This window comes from Micromonospora sp. NPDC005806 (assembly GCF_042871425.1).
Taxonomy (GTDB): domain Bacteria; phylum Actinomycetota; class Actinomycetes; order Mycobacteriales; family Micromonosporaceae; genus Micromonospora.
The window spans coordinates 55,942-75,213 of sequence record NZ_JBIAIL010000024.1 but is presented as its reverse complement, the minus strand read 5'-3'; the positions used below and the strand labels follow the sequence as shown (position 1 = coordinate 75,213).

16 protein-coding genes are annotated in these 19,272 nt (G+C 74.9%); 6 read left to right on the top strand and 10 right to left on the bottom strand.

Features of this window, described 5'->3' with window-relative positions; all coding sequences use genetic code 11:
- The first annotated feature begins 67 nt into the window (after positions 1 to 67).
- A complete protein-coding gene (locus ACFYOS_RS23330) occupies positions 68 to 478 on the top strand; it encodes an RDD family protein (protein ID WP_387145279.1) in 411 nt (136 codons plus the stop codon).
- A 65-nt stretch (positions 479 to 543) separates the two neighbouring features.
- On the opposite strand, the gene ACFYOS_RS23325 is transcribed toward ACFYOS_RS23330, so the two are convergent.
- Positions 544 to 1,233: a DUF4191 domain-containing protein gene (locus tag ACFYOS_RS23325; RefSeq protein WP_387145276.1), complete on the bottom strand. Its 690-nt coding sequence runs from the start codon at positions 1,231 to 1,233 to the stop codon at positions 544 to 546.
- Positions 1,234 to 1,448: 215 nt separating this feature from the next.
- Between ACFYOS_RS23325 and ACFYOS_RS23320 the strand changes: the two genes are divergently transcribed.
- Together ACFYOS_RS23320 and ACFYOS_RS23315 are read left to right on the top strand one after the other, a co-directional pair.
- The gene (locus ACFYOS_RS23320; RefSeq protein ID WP_387145273.1) at positions 1,449 to 1,619 is read left to right on the top strand and encodes a hypothetical protein; all 171 of its coding nucleotides are present in this window, start codon (positions 1,449 to 1,451) and stop codon (positions 1,617 to 1,619) included.
- Positions 1,616 to 4,756, top strand: coding sequence for an AAA family ATPase (locus ACFYOS_RS23315; RefSeq protein WP_387145270.1), 3,141 nt, complete (start codon positions 1,616 to 1,618; stop codon positions 4,754 to 4,756). The genes ACFYOS_RS23320 and ACFYOS_RS23315 overlap by 4 nt, the downstream gene beginning before the upstream one ends.
- Here the strand turns inward: ACFYOS_RS23315 and ACFYOS_RS23310 are convergent.
- Both ACFYOS_RS23310 and lipA read right to left on the bottom strand, forming a co-directional pair.
- Positions 4,738 to 6,384, bottom strand: coding sequence for a DUF423 domain-containing protein (locus ACFYOS_RS23310; RefSeq protein WP_387145267.1), 1,647 nt, complete (start codon positions 6,382 to 6,384; stop codon positions 4,738 to 4,740). The genes ACFYOS_RS23315 and ACFYOS_RS23310 overlap by 19 nt on opposite strands.
- A 111-nt stretch (positions 6,385 to 6,495) precedes the next feature.
- Positions 6,496 to 7,542 carry a lipoyl synthase gene (gene lipA, locus ACFYOS_RS23305; RefSeq protein WP_387145264.1) on the bottom strand — a complete coding sequence of 349 codons (1,047 nt, stop codon included), beginning with the start codon at positions 7,540 to 7,542 and terminating at the stop codon, positions 6,496 to 6,498.
- 354 nt (positions 7,543 to 7,896) lie between these two features.
- Here lipA and aspS point away from each other — a divergent pair, with 354 nt between their 5' ends.
- Both aspS and ACFYOS_RS23295 read left to right on the top strand, forming a co-directional pair.
- A complete protein-coding gene (gene aspS / locus ACFYOS_RS23300; RefSeq protein ID WP_387145262.1) occupies positions 7,897 to 9,183 on the top strand; it encodes an aspartate--tRNA(Asn) ligase in 1,287 nt (428 codons plus the stop codon).
- 90 nt (positions 9,184 to 9,273) lie between these two features.
- Positions 9,274 to 10,281: an FUSC family protein gene (locus ACFYOS_RS23295; protein ID WP_387145260.1), complete on the top strand. Its 1,008-nt coding sequence runs from the start codon at positions 9,274 to 9,276 to the stop codon at positions 10,279 to 10,281.
- Here ACFYOS_RS23295 and nadE read toward each other — a convergent pair.
- The 4 genes from nadE to ACFYOS_RS23275 are packed head-to-tail and all read right to left on the bottom strand — an operon-like array spanning position 10,278 to position 14,048.
- On the bottom strand, positions 10,278 to 11,093 hold the full coding sequence (gene nadE, locus ACFYOS_RS23290) for an ammonia-dependent NAD(+) synthetase (protein ID WP_387145377.1): 816 nt from the start codon (positions 11,091 to 11,093) through the stop codon (positions 10,278 to 10,280). The genes ACFYOS_RS23295 and nadE overlap by 4 nt on opposite strands.
- 27 nt (positions 11,094 to 11,120) lie before the next feature.
- Entirely contained in the window at positions 11,121 to 11,513 is a 393-nt protein-coding gene (locus ACFYOS_RS23285) for a VOC family protein (RefSeq protein WP_387145257.1), read from the bottom strand.
- 4 nt (positions 11,514 to 11,517) lie between these two features.
- On the bottom strand, positions 11,518 to 12,165 hold the full coding sequence (lipB, locus tag ACFYOS_RS23280) for a lipoyl(octanoyl) transferase LipB (RefSeq protein WP_387145254.1): 648 nt from the start codon (positions 12,163 to 12,165) through the stop codon (positions 11,518 to 11,520).
- 59 nt (positions 12,166 to 12,224) lie between these two features.
- Positions 12,225 to 14,048 carry a DUF2079 domain-containing protein gene (locus tag ACFYOS_RS23275; RefSeq protein ID WP_387145251.1) on the bottom strand — a complete coding sequence of 608 codons (1,824 nt, stop codon included), beginning with the start codon at positions 14,046 to 14,048 and terminating at the stop codon, positions 12,225 to 12,227.
- Between the two features lie 186 nt (positions 14,049 to 14,234).
- Between ACFYOS_RS23275 and ACFYOS_RS23270 the strand changes: the two genes are divergently transcribed.
- Positions 14,235 to 15,449 carry a PHB depolymerase family esterase gene (locus ACFYOS_RS23270; RefSeq protein ID WP_387145248.1) on the top strand — a complete coding sequence of 405 codons (1,215 nt, stop codon included), beginning with the start codon at positions 14,235 to 14,237 and terminating at the stop codon, positions 15,447 to 15,449.
- Between the two features lie 17 nt (positions 15,450 to 15,466).
- On the opposite strand, the gene ACFYOS_RS23265 is transcribed toward ACFYOS_RS23270, so the two are convergent.
- The 3 genes from ACFYOS_RS23265 to ACFYOS_RS23255 are packed head-to-tail and all read right to left on the bottom strand — an operon-like array spanning position 15,467 to position 19,124.
- A complete protein-coding gene (locus tag ACFYOS_RS23265) occupies positions 15,467 to 17,083 on the bottom strand; it encodes a hypothetical protein (RefSeq protein WP_387145245.1) in 1,617 nt (538 codons plus the stop codon).
- A 14-nt stretch (positions 17,084 to 17,097) separates the two neighbouring features.
- Positions 17,098 to 18,465 (bottom strand): tetratricopeptide repeat protein, encoded by a 1,368-nt coding sequence (locus tag ACFYOS_RS23260; protein WP_387145242.1) that lies wholly within the window; start codon positions 18,463 to 18,465, stop codon positions 17,098 to 17,100.
- Complete coding sequence (locus ACFYOS_RS23255) at positions 18,462 to 19,124, bottom strand: class F sortase (protein WP_387145239.1); 663 nt, start codon at positions 19,122 to 19,124, stop codon at positions 18,462 to 18,464. The genes ACFYOS_RS23260 and ACFYOS_RS23255 overlap by 4 nt, the downstream gene beginning before the upstream one ends.
- Between the last annotated feature and the right edge of the window lie 148 nt (positions 19,125 to 19,272).

Below are 19,272 nucleotides of genomic sequence, written 5' to 3'. Positions count from 1 at the left end.
TGACCGACACCCCTGGTCGCCGCCGTGCCGCGAGTACCGGAGGGGCGGCTGACTACCCTTGACCGCTGTGACCGAATCCGCCGCCGTACCGGTGCCGCCCGCCGCGGACCCCGCCTTCACACCCCCGAGCCTCGGCCGCCGCTTCGGCGCGCTCGTCATCGACTGGGTGCTCTGCCTGCTGGTTTCCAACCTCTTCGCCGATCCGGCCCGGGACGGCTGGGCCCCGGTGCTGGTGCTGATCCTGGAGTACGGCTTCTTCCTCGGCCTGTTCGCGCAGACCCCCGGCATGTACGTCACCAGGATCCGCTGCGTGGCCTGGGCCGACGGCGGCCGGATCGGACTGGTCCGCGCGCTGCTGCGCGGCGCCCTGCTCGCCCTCGTCGTGCCGGCCCTGATCATGGACGAGCACCGACGCGGCCTGCACGACCGCCTCACCGGCTCGGTCATCGTCGACGCACCCCGCCCCGCCCGCCGCTGACCCGCGCCCCACGACGAAGGAGCCGGCCCCGCACGGGACCGGCTCCTGCTCGCGTACGACGGGGGTCAGCGACCCCGGGTCTGGCGGAACGCGCCCCGCGGCGGCCGCATGTTCTTCGGGATCGCGCCCTTGGGCATCTGCGGGCGGGCGGTGAGCGCCTTGAGCCGCTTGTCGAGGGCGTTGACGTCCTTCGGCGAGAGGGTGCGGGGCAGCCGCATCAGGGTCGTCCGCAGCTTGCGGATCGGCAGCTCGTCGTCGCCCTGCCCGATCACGTAGTCGTGCAGCGGGGCCGTGCCGATCACCTTCGCCAGCCGGCGCTTCTCCTGGCCGAGCAGGACCCGGACGCGCTGCGGGTTCCCCTCGGCCAGCAGGATCACGCCGGGGCGGCCGAGCACCAGGTGCACCATGTCCATCTGGGTGGTGGAGCTGACGGCCGGGGTGACCCGCCAGTCGCCGCGCATGCTCTCCATGATCTGCGCCGCCGCGCCGGGCTGCCCCTCGGCGGCGGTCATCATCGCCTTGTTGGACCGCAGGTTGAGCACGATCAGCACGGCGAGCAGGGCGAACAGGATGCCGAGCGGCAGCCAGAGCCAGCCCCACTGGATCACCGCGACCACGGTGAGCGCGAGCGGGATCAGCACCGCGGCCGCGGTCAGCGGCGCGAACCACCGGTCCTGCTTGGCGGTGAACTGGAACACCATCCCGATCTGCTTCAGCCGCTGGCCGAACGAGACCTTCTCCTGGGGCTTTGCCATGCCGCAGAGTCTAGTGGTCGCCCGGCGCCCGGTTGATCCGTGGCTGCCCCTCCGCCGCGCGGCTGAGTACCTTACGCCGCCACCGGCCCGCTGAGGCCCCCGAGTAAGGAGGGGGAGCGGGCGAAGATCAGGCGGCGGACCCATGCTCCGGGGCCACCTTCGCGCGGAGAGTCAGTGTCGACAGCGAAACGACACCGCACGACAGGGGAACCGAGATGTTCGGCAACGACGCAGACCTGCTGCTCTCCATTCACCGCAGCCACGCCTCCGAGCTCCAGGCCGACGCGGCCCGCGACCGGCTCGCCCGGTCGCTGCCCCGCCGCCACCCGCGGAGCTGGCTGAGCCGGCGGCACGACGCCGCCCGTACCGTCGAGGGCCGCCGGTGACCACGCTCGCCGCGCCGCCCACGGGCGGCCGGGAGCGCATCCCACCCTCGACCCTTCCGGCCGGCCCGGTGCCGCCGCCGCCCGGCGGCGCGCCCGGACCGGCCGGACGGGAGCCGGCCGGCGCCGGCCCGGCCGCCACGGGGGCGGCCGGACCGGCGGGCGGCCCCGGGGACCGGCCGGCCGGCCGGGACGGTACGGCCGGTCGTCATGGCATGCTCGACGGCGTGACCGTACGAGCCGCCAGCACCGTCCTCGTCGGCCGCCAGGAGGAGCTGACCAGCCTGCGCGGCGCGCTCGGCCGGGCCCGCTCCGGCGAGCCCGCCACCGTTCTGGTCGGCGGCGAGGCCGGCGTCGGCAAGACCCGGCTGCTGGAGGAGTTCGGCGCCCAGGCCGGCGGGGCCGGGGCGCGGGTGCTGGTCGGCCAATGCCTGGAATTGGGCGAGGCCGGCCTGCCCTTCGCGCCGTTCGCCGCCGCGCTGCGCGAGGTGCTGCGCCGCGACGGCCCGGCCGCCTTCGCCGGGTACGAGGCGGAGTTCGCCCGGCTGCTGCCGGAGCTGGCCCGAGTGCCGGCCGGGGTCGCCGCACCGACCGGCCTGCCCGTCTCGGACACCCCGCGCGGCTACCTGTTCGACCTGGTCGCCGACCTGTTCCAGCGGATCGCCGAGGAGCGGCCGCTGGTGCTGGTGATCGAGGACCTGCACTGGGCCGACCGGTCGACCCGCGACCTGATCGGCTTCCTGGTCCGGGCCGCCCGCGCCGCCCGCCTGCTGCTGGTCTGCACGTACCGCACCGACGAGCTGCACCGGGGCCACCCGCTGCGCCCCTTCCTCGCCGAGCTCGACCGGGCCCGTGGGGTGGACCGGGTCGAGCTGGCCCGGCTGGACCGGGACGGCACCGCCGCCATCCTCGCCGACCTGCTGGGCGCCGAACCGGCCGCCCGCGCCGTCGACGACGTGCACGGGCGCACCCAGGGCAACCCGTTCTTCATCGAGGAGCTGGCCGCCGCCGGCGACCCGGTGGGCTGCGCCGCGCTGCCGGAGACCCTGCGCGACCTGCTGCTGGCCCGGGTGGACCGGCTGCCCGAGCCGGCCCAGCGGGTGCTGCGGATCGCCGCCGCCGGCGGCACCCGCTTCGCCCACCAGCTGCTCGCCGAGGTCGCCGGCCTGCCCGAGCACGAGCTGGAGGACGCGCTGCGGTCCGCGGTGGCCGCCCAGCTCGTGGTGGCCGACCCGGACGGCGACTACGAGTTCCGGCACGCCCTGGTCCGCGAGGCCGTCCACGACGAGCTGCTCCCCGGCGAACACGCCCGGCTGCACGCCCGGTACGCCGCCGCCATCGAGGCGCAACCGCACCTGGTGGCCGCCGGTCGCGCCCCGGCCGAGATCGCCCACCACTGGTACGCGGCGCACGACCACCCGCGCGCCCTGCTCGCCGCCCGGGTCGCCGCCTGCGCCGCGGCCGACCGGTACGCGTACGCCGAGCAGAGCCGGCTGCTGGAGCGGGTCCTCGAACTGTGGGAGCTGGTGCCCGACGCCGCCGACCGGCTCGGCATGGACCACCTGGCGGTGCTGGAGGAGACCCTGGCCGCGGCCACCACCGCGGGCGACTACAACCGGGCGCTGACCCTCACCCGGGCCGCCCTGGCCGAGGTGGATATCGACGCCGAGCCGCTGCGCGCCGCCCGCCTGCACGACCAGCGCGGGCGGCTGCTCGCCGTGCTCGGTAAGAGCGACGGCACCACGGAGCTGCGGGAGGCGTACCGGCTGGCGGCCGGGGTCCCGGACGGTCCGGAGCGGGTCCAGCTGCTCGCCGACATCGCGGCCCACCTGGTGAAGATCGACCCCGAGCAGGCCGCCTCGGTGGCCGCCGAGGCGATGGCCGCCGCCGAGGCGGTCGGCGTGGACGTGCCCCTGCTGCCCACCCGGATCGCCCTGCTCTGCCGCACCGACAAGGCCCCCGACCTGGGGCTGGCCGAGCTGCGCCGGGCGGAGGCCCAGGCCCGGGCCACCGGCCACGCGCCGGCGCTGGTCAGCGCCCTGGTCCACCTCTCCGACGTGCTCTACGAGCTGGGCCGGTACGCCGAGTCGGCGGAGGCTGCCGACGTCGGGGTGGCCGAGGCGCGCCGGGTGGGGATCAGCCGGTCCACCGGGGCGTACCTGCTGTCCAACCGGGCCGAGGCGCTGATCGCCCTGGGCCGCTGGGACGAGGCCGACGCGGCCTGCGCCGAGGCGGCCCGGATCGACCCGCCCGGCGTCTCCGGGCTGCACTGGCTCCAGCTCCGGGCCGGGCTGCGGCTGGCGCGGGCCCACCCCGCCGCCGACGAGCTGGTCGGCCGGGCGCTGGCCTTCCTGGCCCGGCCGTACCTCTGGCCGAACCACCGGCTGCCCCTGCACGAGCTGCGCATCGAGGCCGCCCTCGCGGCCGACGACAAGGTCGAGGCGGTACGCGCGGCTCACGCCGCGCTCGCCGACGAGCGCCTGGTCGACCTGCCCCGCGAGGGATGGCCGGTGCTCAGTGCGGTGGCGCGGACCGCCGCGCTGGTCGGCGACGCCGAACTGGCCGGTGAGGTGTCCGCGGTCGCCGCCGCCCTGCCCGTCCGCTACCCGGCGGAACAGGCGCACGCCGCCCAGGTCGCCGCGATCCTGGCCCGCGCCGACGCGGCGCTGCCGGCCTGGCGGGCGGCGGTGGAGGCGTGGCGGGCCACCGGGCAGCCGTACCCGCTGGGACGTGCCCTGCTCGGACTGGCCGAGGCGGCCGCGGCGGCCGGCGAGCGGGACACCGTCGCCGACGCGGTACGCGAGGCCGGCGACGTCGCCGCCCGGCTCGGTGCCACGCCGCTGGGCGAGCAGGTCGCCGTCCTGGCCCGGCGGGTCGGGCTGCGCGGCGCCGGCCGTCCCGGCCCCGACCTGCTCACCAGCCGGGAGCAGGAGGTGCTGCGGCTGGTCGCCGAGGGGCACAGCAACAGCCGGATCGCCGAGCAGCTCTTCATCTCGCCGAAGACGGCCAGCGTGCACGTGTCCCGGATCATCGCCAAGCTGGACGTCAGCAACCGGGTGCAGGCGGCCGCGCTGGCCCACCGCCTCGGCCTGTTGGATCCGCCGGCGTCGACCGTGCCCGATCAGCGGCGAGGCAGGTAGATCCGCCAGCCCGCGACGGTGACCACGTCGAGCGCGCCCTGGTCGGGGCCGACCTGCCGGTCGAGCCGGGCGGCCAGCGGTGAGCCGACCGGCGCGACCCAGGCCGCGCCGGGATCGCCCGCCACCGCCCGCCGGTACGCGGGCCAGCGGTCGTAGCCGGGGCGCAGTTCGTCGTCGACCACCGCGCAGACCGCGTCCTCGCCCGTGGCGAAGGTGAGCCGGTTGCAGGTCCAGTAGCCGCCGCGTACGTGCCGCACGTCCAGCGCGCCGAGGGCGTCGACGAGCGCCCGGTGCCGATCGGCCTCGGCATGGCTGGCCGGCGCCTTGGCGATCGCCCCGGCGGTGGCGACCCCCGCCGTGCCCAGGATCGCGGTCAGCACGGCGACCGCCGCCAGAGAGCGGAGGCCGGCCCGCCGCACGGTCCGCCACAGCGGCCACAGCAGGGCGGGCGTGGCGACCGCCAGGCAGGAGAGGTAGCGGGCGCTCTCCACCGGGGTCCGCCCGGCCGCGCTGCTCACCGTGTACGCCGCCAGCACCACCGCCGCCCCGCCCAGCAGCGCCAGCCGCACCGCCGCCGACACCCGCCGCCCCTCCGCGCCGCCGGGATTGTCGCCGGACTCTGGACGGCTCCCGGTGAGCGACATCGGTCCAAGATCGGCAGGCACCACCGGCATGCGCAGGGTGCGCCAGGCGGCGAACACCGCGAGCAGCAGCAAAAGAGGGAGCGCGATCGCCCACCAGAGCTGCCAGCCGGCGCAGTGGCTCGGCGAACAGAAGCCCATGCCCAGCGGCGGCCCGAGCACCAGCCCGCCGTACAGCCGCTCGCCCCAGCTCGCCGCCGCCTCCCCGCCGCTGGCCCCGAGGACGGCGGTGAGCGGGTTGCGGCCGTGCTGGAGGCTGTCCACCAGCATCGGCGCCGCCCCCAGCAGCAGCGCGCCCGCCACGACGAGCCCTGCCCGGCCGGCCAACTCCCGCCGCCGCCAGGCCACCAGCACCACGCCGGTCCCGACGACGTACGGCAGCACCAGCGGGTCGACCCAGAGCATCAGCCCCGAGACCAGGCCCCAAGCCGCCCAGCGGGCCAGCCGCGCCCTCGACCCGCCGGTGCACAGCCCGACGGTCAGCAGAGCCAGCGCCACCCCGGCCGGGTTCAGCTCGGGATAGCCGCCCCCGGCGATGAGCTGGTTCTTGACCACCCGGTCCGAGCCGAGGGCGAGGAAGGCGACGACCAGCAGGCCAAACCAGGCATTTCCGCCGAGCCGGCGGCTGAGCCGCCAGGACAGGGCGAGGAAGAGCGCGTAGAGCGCCAGGGTGGGCAGCCGCAGGGCGAGCACCGACGGGCCGGCGAGCGCGACCAGCGGCGCGGCGAGGTACGCCTCCAGCGTCCCCATGTACGCCTGCCCGTAGAACCAGACCGGGAAGTCCTCGCCCCGGGCGATGTGCAGGGCGGCCAGCCCCATGGTCGCCTCGTCGCTGTTGGTGGGCGGGGCGTCGGCGACCAGCAGCGCCAGCCGGTACCCGACCCCGGCCAGTCCGACCAGCAGGGCGAGCAGCACGGGCAGCCGGGGACGCCAAGGCGTGCGCGGGCGGTGAACCTCGCGTGGCTCCTGGCGTACCCCGGCGATCATCCCTGCGATCATGGCATCCGGGCGGCGGCCGGCGGTGCGGGACGCGGCATACGACCCCGTCCGGCCTCAGCCGGCGGGTTCACGCGGCCTGCGCTGCGGTCGTGGCCAGCCTCAGCCGGCGGCGACGACTCCCTCGCGGGCGGCGAGGGCCTGCTGGTAGAGCCGGCCGGCCCGGTACGACGAGCGGACCAGCGGGCCGCTCATCACGCCGGCGAAGCCGATCTCCTCGGCCTCCTCGCGCAGCTCGACGAACTCCTCCGGCTTGACCCAGCGGGTGACCGGGTGGTGCCGGGGGGAGGGGCGCAGGTACTGCGTGATGGTGATCAGCTCGCAGCCGGCCTCGTGCAGGTCGCGCAGCGCCTGGGAGACCTCGGCCCGCTCCTCGCCCATGCCGAGGATCAGGTTGCTCTTGGTGACCAGGCCGGCGGCGCGGGCCTGGCGGATCACGTCGAGCGAGCGGTCGTAGCGGAACGCCGGCCGGATCCGCTTGAAGATCCGGGGCACGGTCTCCACGTTGTGCGCCAGCACCTCGGGGCGGGCGCCGAAGACCTCGGCGAGCTGCTCCGGGACGGCGTTGAAGTCGGGGATCAGCAGCTCGACGCCGCAGCCGGACTGCAGGGCGTGGATCTGCCGGACCGTCTCGGCGTAGAGCCAGGCGCCGCCGTCGGGCAGGTCGTCGCGGGCGACACCGGTGATGGTGGCGTAGCGCAGGCCCATCGCGGCGACCGACTCGGCGACGCGGCGGGGTTCGTCGGCGTCGAACTCGGCCGGCTTGCCGGTGTCGATCTGGCAGAAGTCGCAGCGCCGGGTGCACTGGTCGCCACCGATGAGGAAGGTGGCCTCGCGGTCCTCCCAGCACTCGTAGATGTTGGGACAGCCGGCCTCCTGGCAGACGGTGTGCAGCCCTTCGCGCGAGACCAGCCCGCGCAGCTGGGTGTACTCCGGCCCCATCTTGGCCTTGACCTTGATCCACGGCGGCTTGCGCTCGATCGGCGTCTCGGCGTTGCGCGCCTCGATCCGCAGCATGCGTCGCCCCTCGGGGGCGACAGTCGCGGTGCGCGCTGCCTGCTCAGTCGTCGGCGCGGAGTGCTCGATCGTCACGAAACCGAGCCTACGCCGGTCGGTGGCCGTCGATGAACGTCGGGCGACCGGCGTCACGCCGCAGACGTTGTGACACCGGACACCTGAGGCGAAAAAGGGGCGTCACAAAGTCCGCGCCGGGGTGCTAGCGTGCGCGGCAGAGCTGCGACGGAGCCGAGTAGCGCGCCGACCCGCCAGTGCAGAGAGCCGCCGGTTGCTGAGAGGCGGTCTGGCGCCGGGGCGTGAAGACCCTCCCGAGCTGCGGGAAGAACAGCGGCCCGCCGCCCAGTAGACCCCGCCGGCTGGCCCCCGTCACGGGCGACGAACGAGGCTCCCGCTTCGGCGGGGGCGAAGGTGTGGTGGCACCGCGAGGATCCCGCTCGCCCACACCTCCCGGGGATCGCGTTGCGATTGATCGAGGAGGTAACCGCCGTGCAACGCATCCTTTCCACCCAGCTCAGCCCCCATGTCGGCGAAACCGTCCGGATCGCCGGCTGGGTGCACCGCCGCCGGCTGCTCAAGTCGGTGGCCTTCCTGATCGTCCGGGACGCCGCCGGCCTGGCCCAGGTGGTGGTCACCGACCCGGAGGTGCGCGCCGCCGTCGAAGCGCTCCCGGAGGAGACCGTCGTCGAGGTCACCGGCACGGTGGTGGCGAACGCCACCGCCCCCGCCGGGGTCGAGCTCACCGACCCGACGGTACGACCGCTGGGCCCGCCCGCCGTGCCGCCGCCGTTCGACCTGTACCGACCGGCGCTCACCGCCAGCCTGCCCACCCAGCTCGACCACGCCCCGACCTCGTTGCGCCATCCGACCCGTTCGGCGGCGCTGCGGATCTCGGCGGCGAGTGTGGCCGGCTTCCGGGCCGCCCTGGACGCCCGCGGGTTCGTGGAGATCCACACCCCGAAGGTGGTCGCCTCGTCCACCGAGAGCGGGGCGGACGTCTTCGCGCTGGACTGGTTCGGCCGGCCCGCGTACCTGGCCCAGTCGCCGCAGTTCTACAAGCAGCTCATGGTCGGCGTCTTCGAGCGGGTGTACGAGGTGGGGCCGGTGTTCCGGGCCGAGCCGCACGACACCGTTCGCCACCTGGCCCAGTACACCTCGCTCGACGTCGAGCTGGGCTTCGTGGCGGACCACCGGGACGTGATGCGGGTGCTGCGCGACGTCCTGGCCGGGATGCTGGGCGCGGTCCGGGAGCGCGCGGGCGGAGCGCTGGACACCCTCGGGGTGGCGGCGCCCGAGGTACCCGCCGAGATCCCGGCGGTGCACTTCACCGAGGCGCTGAAGATCGCCGGGGCGCCGGCCGACGAGCCGGACCTCGCCCCCGCGCACGAGCGGGCGCTGGGTGAGTGGGCGCGGAGCGAGCACGGCTCCGACTTCCTCTTCGTCACCGGGTACCCGATGGCGAAGCGGCCCTTCTACACCCACCCGGACCCGGCCCGGCCGGCCTACTCGAACGGCTTCGACCTGCTGTTCCGGGGGATGGAGCTGGTCACCGGCGGGCAGCGGCTGCACCGGTACGAGGACTACCTGGCCGCCCTCGCCGCGCGCGGCGAACCGGTCGAGCCGTACGCCGGCTACGTGGACGCGTTCCGGCACGGCATGCCGCCGCACGGCGGTTTCGCCATCGGGCTGGAACGCTTCGTCGCCCGGCTCACCGGCGCGGCCAACGTCCGGGAGGTGACCGCCTTCCCGCGCGACCTGCACCGGCTCACGCCGTGACCGGGTGATCACGCCCGACATCCGGGTACCCCCGGTGGCCGACGACCGTCGGAGGGTGGCCGTCGGGCCACCGGGGGAGTGAGGAGCGGGATGGGCGAGCAGCTCCGGGCGACGCTGCGGGGCTTGCTGCATGTCCGCCCGGTCCGGGGCGCCCACCGGGTCGCGCTGCGAGCCGGGATCAGCGTCCTCGTCCCGCTGCTCGCGGTGCTCGCGGCCGGCCGCCCGGGCTGGTCCGTGTACGCGGTGTTCGGCGCGTTCACCTCGCTCTACGGCCGCAACCACGTGCACCTGTCCCGGGCGGCCATGCAGGCCAGCGCCGGGGCGGCGCTCACCGGGTCGACCGTCCTCGGCGTGCTCGTCGGGGCGCTGGCGTCCCGGGCGTGGGTGGCCGTGCTCGTCGCCGCGGCCGTCGCGTCGCTGGGCGCGGTGCTCGCCGCCGCGCAGGACTGGCACCCGCCGGGGCCGCTGTTCCTGGTGTTCGCGTTCGGCACGGTCGCCGCGGCCCCGCACGCGGTGTCGGACGTGCCGGTCGCCGCTGCCGTGGCCGGGCTCAGCAGCCTGTTCGCGCTGCTGGTCGGCAACGTGGGCAGCCTCGTCCGGGGGCAGCGGAGCCGGCCGGCCCGGCTGGCGCACGTGTGGACCTGGGAGCCGGCCAGGTACGCCCTCGCCGCGCTGCTGGCCGGCGGCACGGCGACCGCCGTGGGGATCGGCCACCCGTACTGGGCGATGATCGCGGCGGTCGCCCCGCTGAGCGCCGAGGGCGTCACCGCCCAGCTCGTCCGCGCCGCGCACCGGATCCTCGGCACGCTGCTCGGGCTGCTGACCAGCGCGGCGCTGCTCGCGCCGCACCTGTCGCCGTACGCCACCGTGGTCGTCGTGGCGGTGCTGCAGATCGCCACCGAGCTGCTGGTGGGGCGCAACTACGGCCTTGCGCTGCTGTTCCTCACCCCGATGGCCCTGCTCATGGGGCAGCTCGTGGTGGCCCGCCCGGCCGGGCAGCTGCTCTTCGACCGGGGCGTGGAGACGGTGATCGGGGCCGGCATCGGCGGCACGATCGTGCTCTACGAACCGTGGCTGCGGGCGCGGATCAGCGCCTAGGGCGCGATCGGCAGGCAGCGCTTGTGGTCCGTGGCCCGGTAGCGGGCCACCAGCGCCGCCTCGACCTCCGCCGGGACCGGCCGACCCTCCAGGTAGTCGTCGATGTGCTCGTACGCCAGGCCGAGCGCGTCCTCGTCGAGCCGGCCCGGGGCCAGGGTCTCCAGGTCGGCGGTCGGCGCCTTGCCCACCAGCTCGGCGGGGGCGCCGAGCGCCGCGGCGAGCGCCCGCACCCGCCGCTTGGTCAGCCCGGTCAGCGGGACGAGGTCCGCCGCCCCGTCACCGTGCTTGGTGAAGAAGCCGGTGACCGCCTCGGCCGCGTGGTCGGTGCCGACCACCAGCCCGTCGGCCGCCCCGGCCACCGCGTACTGGGCGATCATGCGCTGCCGGGCCTTGATGTTGCCGTGCACGAAGTCCTGGTGGGCCTCGTTCCGGAAGGTCAGCCCGGCCGCCTCCAGCGCCGCCAGGGCGGCGTCGCTGGCCGGCTTGACGTCGACGGTGAGTACCCGGTCGGCCCGGATGAACTCGAGCGCCGCCTGGGCGTGGTGCTCGTCGGCCTGCGCCCCGTACGGCAGCCGCATCGCGACGAAGGTCGCCGGGTGGCCGGCCTCGCGGGCCCGTTCCACGGCGAGCTGGCAGAGCCGCCCCGCGGTGGTGGAGTCCACGCCGCCGCTGATGCCGAGGACCAGCGTCGTCAGGCCCGTGTCGACCAGGCGGTCGGCGAGGAAGACGACCCGTCGCTCGATCTCCGCGGCGGCGTCGAAGCCCGCCGGCACCTGGAGTTCCTCAGCGATCTGCTGCTGCGTCGACAGCACGTCGGTCAAGGGGGGTCCTTTCGGGGGTCAGGCGGGGCCGAGCAGGTCCCAGGGGTTGCCTTCGAGGTCGCGGAAGACCGCGACCCGGCCGTACGGCTCGGTGCGCGGCGGCCTGACGAAGTCGACGTTCGCCTCCCGCATCCGCCGGTAGGTGGCGTCGAAGTCGTCGACCTGGAGGAAGAAGCCGACCCGGCCGGCGGTCTGGTCACCGACCACGGCCTCCTGCCGCTCGCCGTCGGCGCGGGCCAGCAGCAGCCCGGTCCCGCCGCCCGGCGGCCGGACGACCACCCAGCGCTTCGGCCGGCCGTCGTTGGTCAGGGACGGCTTGTCCTCGACCAACTCGAAGCCGAGCAGCTCGGTGAAGAAGGCGATCGCCGGGTCGTACTCGGCGACGACGAGGGTGACGAGGTCGATCCGCACCCGGTCAGTCCTGGACCGTCACCAGGGTGGGCAGGTGCCGCTCGACCACCGGGAGCACGTCGGCGACCGTCACCGGGCGACCCAGCTCGGCGGTGAGCGAGGTGGTGCCCGCGTCCCGGATGCCGCACGGCACGATCCGGTCGTAGTACGTCAGGTCGCAGTCGCAGTTGATCGAGAAGCCGTGCAGGGTCACGCCCCGGGCTACCCGGATGCCGATCGCGGCCACCTTGCGGGCCGGCCCCCGGTCGTCCTCCGGCACCCAGACGCCGCTGCGCCCCTCGACCCGGCCGGCGGTCAGCCCGAACTCGGCGCAGACGTCGATCAGCATCTGCTCGACCCGCCGGACGTACGCGACCACGTCCACCGGGTCGGGCAGCCGGACGATCGGGTAGCCGACGAGCTGCCCCGGCCCGTGCCAGGTGATCTTGCCGCCGCGGTCCACGTCGATCACGGGGGTGCCGTCCATCGGGCGGTCCCACGGCTCGGTCCGCTTGCCGGCGGTGTAGACGCTGGGGTGCTCCAGCAGCAGCACGGTGTCGCCGCGCTCGCCGGCCACCACGGCCTCGTGCAGCCGGCGCTGCTCGTCCCAGGCGGCCTGGTAGTCGAGCACACCGGCACGGACGGCGGTCAGCCCGGAAGTCGTCACACTCACCCGTCCAGCCTAGTCCCGTCGGCCCCGGGTGAGCTCCGTGAGCCTCGTCGCTTCGGAGGTCAGGCCGGCGGGACCCGCCAGACCCAGACGTCGTCCACCCGTTCGGGTGGCCCCAGGATGGCGGTGGCGGTGCGGCGCAGCGCCTCCTCGTCGACGTCGAACTTGGCGCCGTGCACCCGGTCGGCCAGCACCACCGTCTCGACGCCCCAGTAGTGCAGGTCGGCCAGGGACTGCTTGATGCTGCCGTCGGTGATGATCGGCGGCAGGCCGGTCCGCCCGGCCTGGTCCATCAGCGAGTCGAAGGTCCGCGGCACCGGCCCGATCCGCCCCCGGCCCTCCGGTCCGCCGGGGCCGAGGAAGAAGCCGGACGGGATGCGGAACTCGCCCTGCCGGTGCGCCAGCGCGTACGCCTGCCAGCGCTGGCCGTCCGGGTAGACGTCGATGGTCAGCGGCAACGGGGTGAGCACCCCACCGGGGGAGACGTATCGCTGCCAGGTGCCGCTGGTGATGAACGCCGGGATCGGCTCCCGCACGCTGGTCAGCAGCGGGGTGGGCAGCAGCGGCAGCAGCGCGACGGCGAAGCCGATCGCCCAGGCCACGCCGGTGGCGCGGTGCCGGGGCGGCCGGGCACGCAGCTCGTCGACCGCGTACGCCAGCAGCAGGCCGATCACCGGCGCGACCACCAGGGCCAGCCGGGACGGCAGGGCCGCGTTGATCACGGGCAGGTTGTCCAGCACCCCGAACGGCAGGAGCTGGTCGGTGCGCCGGCCGTCCCACTTGGCCTTGGGACCCCAGGAGAGCACCGCGAAGACCACGGCGGTGACGCCGAGCGCGGTGAGGGTGGCTCGGAACGCCCGGTCGGCCCGGGACCGGAGGAAGACGAAGCAGCCGACCGCGAGCAGCAGCAGCGGAATGCCGAAGAAGGAGTTCTCCTCGGTCGGGTTGGGCGCCAGCGAGGTGCCCAGCCCGGCCCAGCCGGCGAGGGACCGGCGCGGGAACGACCCGTACGCGGCGATGTCCTCGGAGTGGATCAGCGGGTCGAAGCCGGTGCCGTGGAACCGCTGCGGCCCGGCGAAGTGCAGCCACAGCGGGTACGCGAGCAGCACCCCGGCCACCAGCGCGGTCACCCCCAGCCCGCGCAGGAAGCTCGGCAGCGCGGCGCGGGCCTCGGCCCGGCGGGCCGGGTGCAGCGCCCAGAGCAGCAGGAAGAAGGCGACCGCCAGGGCGGTGAAGAAGAGCCCCTCGGCGGCGATCGAGAAGGCGACCGCGACCAGCACGCCGAGCACGATCCCGCCCCGCACCGCCCGGCCGGGGCGGCGCAACCGGAACACGCCCCAGATCAGCAGCGGCACCAGCCAGCCGGCGGTCCAGTTCAGGTGGGCGTTGGCGTGCGACACCATCGCCGGGCAGTAGGCGATGAAGAGCCCGCCCACCCCGGCGGCCAGCCGGCTGCTCACCAGGTACCGGCTGAGCAGCCAGTACCAGGCCACCGCGGTGGCGGCCAGGTTGAGGGTGAGGATCACCAGGAAGGTCGCGGGTGGCCCGATCAGGTACGTCAGCGGTGCGAAGGCCACCGCGTACACGGTGATCGAGGTGTTGACCGCGAGGTTCACCCCGTGCGGGACGTTGATCAGGTGGGTGAAGAACGGGTTCTCCCCGTGGCTGACCGAGTGGCCGCCGAAGGCCAGCAGCCACTCGAAGAGCGCCTGGTCGCTGGAGTTGACGGTGATCGTCCGGCTGTTCGGGTCCCACCACATGCCGCTGGTCACCCAGAACGCCAGGGCCAGCGCGGCGAGCACCACGACCAGGTCGGCCCGGCGGTCCCGGGTGACGGGCGCAGGCGCGGGCGACTGGCCGGGGGCCAGGGACGGGGAGGACGGCACGGAGCGGACGTTACCAACCGGACCCGGACACGCCGGTCAGACACGGAACCTTTCCTCATGTGGCGGGCAACACTTCGGTGTTCGTGAATGTGTGAGCGGCGGCCATTCCGGGCGATGAAACGCGGACGTAACGTCTCGGCAACTCATGGGTGACCCAGTTCACATTCCGCCACCAGGGAGGTCGCCGTGCGTCGCTCGTCATCCCTCTTCACCCGGCTCGCCGGGGCGGCGGCCGGGGTCGTGCTGGCCGCGGCCGCGGTGCTCACCGTCGCCCTGCCCGCGCAGGCCGCCACGCTCACCCAGGTCACCGGGTTCGGCTCCAACCCGGGCAACCTCGCCATGTACGCGTACCGGCCGGACGGCCTGCCGGCCAACGCGCCGGCGGTGGTGTTGCTGAACGGTTGCACGCAGAACGCCGCCGGCTACTTCGCCAACTCCGGCTGGCAGAAGTACGCCGACCTGTGGGGTTTCGCGCTGATCGTGCCGCAGCAGTCGTCGGCCAACAACTCCAGCTCCTGCTTCAACTGGTTCCAGACCGGGGACACCGCCCGGGGCCAGGGCGAGGCCCTGTCGATCAAGCAGATGGTCGACTACGCGAAGACCAACTACGCGATCGACGCCGCCCGGGTCTACGTCAGCGGCCTCTCGGCCGGTGCGGCGATGAGCGCGGTCATGCTCGCCACCTACCCCGACGTCTTCGCCGCCGGCTCGGTCATCGCCGGCCTGCCCTACCGGTGCGCGACGGACACCACCAGCGCGTACAGCTGCATGAACCCCGGCGTGGACAAGACCCCGGCCCAGTGGGGCGACCTGGTCCGCAACGCCTACTCCGGCTACGTCGGCCCACGGCCCCGGGTGGTCATCTGGCACGGCACCTCGGACACCACGGTCGCCCCGCTGAACGCGGCCGAGTCGCGTGACCAGTGGACGAATGTGCTGGGCGTCTCGCAGACCCCGACCAGCACCGCCTCGCTGCCCGCCGGCACCAGCCTCGAGGTGTACGGCAACGACCAGGTCCGGCTCTACCGGGTCGCCGGGATGGGCCACGGCACGCCGGTCGACCCCGGTGCGGCCACCGACCAGTGCGGGACCGCGGCGGCGTACTTCCTGGACACCATCTGCTCGACCTACCGGGACGCCCTCTTCTTCGGCCTCGACGGCGGGGTGACGCCCAGCCCGAGCCCGACGGCGACCGCATCCCCCTCGCCGTCGCCGTCCCCGACCGCCGCGCCGGTCTGCGTCACCGCCAGCAACTACGCGCACGTGACCGCCGGCCGGGCGTACCAGTCCGGCGGCTACGCCTACGCGCTGGGCAGCAACCAGAAGATGGGCCTCTACAACACCTTCTACACGACTACCCTCAAGCAGACCGGCCCCAGCTACTGGGTCATCGGCTGCTGACGGGAGGGCGGTGTCCGTCAGGTCCAGACGTGAAGAAGCGGGCCGGCCGCTCGTAGGGCGAGGAGGAGCCCCACCACGAGGACCAGGGTCGCGGTGAGGTGCGGCGTCGCTCGCGCGAGCCGCGCCGACCAGCCACCCATCCGGTACGCCAGTCGCCCGACGAACCGGCGGTGCAGGTGGACGAGGAGCAGCCCGGCCAGGGTGAGGGTCGCCGCCATCCCGGCCCCGTACGCCACGACGAGCAGCACGCCGAACCAGGTCCGGCCCAGTGCGACAGCGCCGAGCAGCACCACCAGGGCGGATGGGCTGGGCACGATCCCACCGGCGATCCCCAATCCCCAGAGCCCGGCCCTGCCGGACCCGTGGCGATGGTGCCCGCGCCCGTGCTGATGGCCGTGCTCGTGCCCGTGGCTCCCGTGGTGGTGCGCGTGGCCGTGGCCGGTCTGTCCGCCATTCGGTCCGGCGGAGTCAGGATCGAGCGCGCCGACGGTGGCGAGGGCCCGGCGGGATTCGACCGGGGACGCGGTCGTTCGGGCCAGCGCCGAGCGGAGCAGGCCGGCGCCGACGGCGGCGATCAGCAGCCCGCTGACCACGCCGAGCCAGCCGAGCAGATCCTCCCCGGCCAGGCGGGTGGCCGTGGTGAGCAGGAGCCCGATCACCAGCACGCCGGCGGTGTGCGTCGCGGTGACGGTGGCGCCCACCGCGATCGCATCCCGGTAGCTGCCGCGCCGGCCGGCGATGTAGGCGGCCATGACGGTCTTGCCATGACCGGGAAGCGCCGCGTGGCCCGCCCCGAGCAGCAGTGCCAGCAGCACCGCGAGCGTGCCGGCCAGCGGGGTCAGCTGGTCGGCGCCGGCGAGGGCGTTGAGGTGGTTGCCGAGCGCGCCCATGATCCGGGTGACCGGACCGGCCAGCGGAATGGTCGACTGCCGGGCCGGCCCGGCGCCGGCGCCCGCCCCGGTGGTATGCAACTCCACCGACCGCTGAGCCAGCGGGGAGGAGAGCAGATCCTCGGGGTAGCGGCGGAGTTGATCGCTGATGCTGGTGGCCGGCACCGGTGGATCGGCGAGGTCGATGCCGTGCCCGACCGCGGTGATCTCGTGCCAACCCACCCGGTCGGCGCGGAACCGGTCGGCGACCCGCACGACGGCGGACTCGCGCAGGTCGGCCACGGCGGTGAGCCGGCACTCGGTGCGTCCGGTCGGCAGGTTCGCCGCGCCGGGCCGGTAGGCGAAGCTGCTCCCGGTGACCGCCCAGGTCCCGCTGTGGCCGGCGACGTCCACGTGCAGGTCGGCGGCGAGCTGCTGGCAGGTGGCGCGCGCGTATGCGGCCTGCTCGACGGCGCTGGCCTGGCCGTCACCGTCCCGGTCGACCGTGCCCCGTTGCTGCAGGGTCGGAATCTCCGCCTCGTCGACCACGGCCAGGTCCTCGATCCGGTCGGCATACAGGCTCAGGCCGTGGAAGTGGTTGACGCTGAAGTTGCCCAGCGGGTGCGCGGCCGCCGGCGCGGCGACGCCCAGGGCCGCGGTGACCGCGATCGTGGTCAGCGCGAACGCGGGGAGCCAGCGCAGCCGTCTCGGGGCGGCACGCCGGCTCGCCCCGATGGACGGCTGGGCCAGGGCACGCCGTCGCACCGGGGGATGCCGGTTCATCGTGGCCCGCCGAGCGAGTCGAGCAGGTCGCGGGCGGCCGGCGCCTGCCGGATGTCGAAGTGCGGGTTGATCTGCAGAGCCAGCCGCAGGTCGTCCCGGGACCGGTCGCGGTCGCCGAGGGCGTGCCGGATCACCCCGCGGTGGTAGTAGAAGGTGGCGTTGCGCCAGCCGAGCCGGGTTGCCTGGTCGGCGTAGTCGAGCGCCTCCGCGTCGCGGCCGTTGCGGTGCAGCGCCCAGGCCAGCGCGTCGGCGGCCAGCACGCTGTGCCGCGATGCCCACTCGGCCTGCGCCTCGGTCAGCGCCTCGGCGGGTTTCCCGTGGTCGGCCAGGTAGGTCGCCGCGGTGAGGTGGTCGGCGACCCCGTTGGCGGTGAGCAGGTCGCGGGCGGCGGTGACCAGGTCGTACTGCCGCCGGGCCTCGGCGGCTCGTCCGGCTGTGCTGAGAGTGTCGCCGTACTCGATCAGCAGTTCAGGCAGCGGCAGCGCCTGGACGGCCCGCGCGTAGCCGGCCAGTGCGTCGGCGGTACGGCCGAGCGCCGCCGCGGCCTTCGCCCGACCGGCCTGCAACTGCGGGTCGGCGGGGTTGGCGGCGAGACCGGCGTCGTACTGGCGCAGCGCCTCCGCCGGGTCGCCGTTGTTGAACGCCAACTCGCCGAGGTAGCGGCGGCAGAAGGCGGTGTCGGCGGGGTCGGGCGACTCGGCGAGGGCGCGGGTGAGCGCCTCGCGTGCCTCGGTGACCTGGCCGTGCTGTTCGAAGTCGTACGAGGCTCGGGTGAACGAGGGCACGCCGGGGTCGACGTCGAGCATCCGTTGCACGGCGGCGCGGGCCTGCTCGTAGTCGCCCAACTGGGTGTACGCGTCGACCAGGACGCCGTGCACGCTGCCGGCCTGCGGATTGATCCGCTCCGCCCGGCGCCCCCAGTCCCTGGCGGCGGCGAAGTCGTGTCGGGCGTTGGCGAGCGCACCCATCCCGACCATGGCCTGCCAGTTGGTGGAGCTGTTCAGGTCGAGGGAGCGGCGCAGCGCACCCTCCGCCTTCGGGTACCACGAGGGGTCGGCGGTGATCCGCCCCTGTTCGACGTAGGCCGAGCCGAGCCGAGCCCAGGTCGGCCAGTCCTTCGGCAGGTCGCGCAGGCGCCGCTGCGCCGCGTCGATCGCTCTCTCCCGGGCGCTGCCGGCCCGGTGCCCGGCGCCGGCATCCTGACCGGCGCCCTCCGGTGCCGGTCGGCGCGCCCCGGGCAGTTGGGTGGAGACCAGCGGCGTGCCGACGAGCAGCACCAGACCGGTGAGCAGCAGCACGACCGGCAGCCGGTGGAGCTTGAACCGGTCGACGGCGGCCCGGACCCGACCACGCATGCCGCTCATGACCGACCGCCGGCCAGCCGCGCATACGCGACGAGATTGTCCCGGTAGCTGCCGGCCCGCCGATCGAACCGCCCGGTGCAGGTGATCAGGCGCAGCTCTGCCGCGTCGCGGGGGGCGTAGACCTCGCGGGCCGGGAAGTCGTCTTTGGCGTACTCGGCCAGCCGGTAGACGGTGAAATACGTGACGGCACCGGCGATGTCCCGGACCTGGATGTCGTCGCCCACTGTGAGGTCCCGCAGGCGGTAGAAGACGGCGGGGCCGGTGGTGGAGTCCACGTGCCCGACGATCACGGCGGGCACCCCGCCGGCCTCGCCCGGCATGGTCCCATTGGCGTACCAGCCGGCGACCTGGTAGTCGTCGGGCACGGCCAGGGTGCCGTCCGGGTTTCGGCCGAGGTCGACCAGGGGCGAGCGGACGCCGATCGTCGGGATGTTGATCGCCGCCGGCTGGGCCCGTTCGCCGGCCGGCCGGGATCCGACCGTGGGCGCGGCGGGCAGCGGCTGTGGCGGCCGCGCCGCTGCCCGCGGCGAGCCGCTCTCCGGCCCACCGATCGGGGCGCTGACCAGCAGCAGCGCCGTGCCGAGGCCGACGAGCACGGCCGGTAGGCGGCGCAGCAGGCCCGGCGGCACGGCGGGGCGGCGTCCGGACGGACGAGTCATGGATATCGGCCTTTCGAAGCCGGATGCGTACGGTGGTGGGGGGGGGGCCCCCCGGCCGCCCCCCCCCCCCCCCCCCCCCCCCCCCGCCCCCCCCCCCCCCCCCCCCCCCCCCCCCGCCCGCGGCCCCCCCCCGCCCCAGCCCCCCCCC

Excerpts from the sequence above, each read along its gene's own strand:
- ACFYOS_RS23325 (WP_387145276.1), bottom strand. The coding sequence starts at position 1,233 with ATGGCAAAGCCCCAGGAGAAGGTCTCGTTCGGCCAGCGGCTGAAGCAG.
- ACFYOS_RS23320 (WP_387145273.1), top strand. The coding sequence starts at position 1,449 with ATGTTCGGCAACGACGCAGACCTGCTGCTCTCCATTCACCGCAGCCAC.
- ACFYOS_RS23310 (WP_387145267.1), bottom strand. The coding sequence starts at position 6,384 with ATGATCGCCGGGGTACGCCAGGAGCCACGCGAGGTTCACCGCCCGCGC.
- ACFYOS_RS23295 (WP_387145260.1), top strand. The coding sequence starts at position 9,274 with ATGGGCGAGCAGCTCCGGGCGACGCTGCGGGGCTTGCTGCATGTCCGC.
- ACFYOS_RS23260 (WP_387145242.1), bottom strand. The coding sequence starts at position 18,465 with ATGAGCGGCATGCGTGGTCGGGTCCGGGCCGCCGTCGACCGGTTCAAG.
- ACFYOS_RS23255 (WP_387145239.1), bottom strand. The coding sequence starts at position 19,124 with ATGACTCGTCCGTCCGGACGCCGCCCCGCCGTGCCGCCGGGCCTGCTG.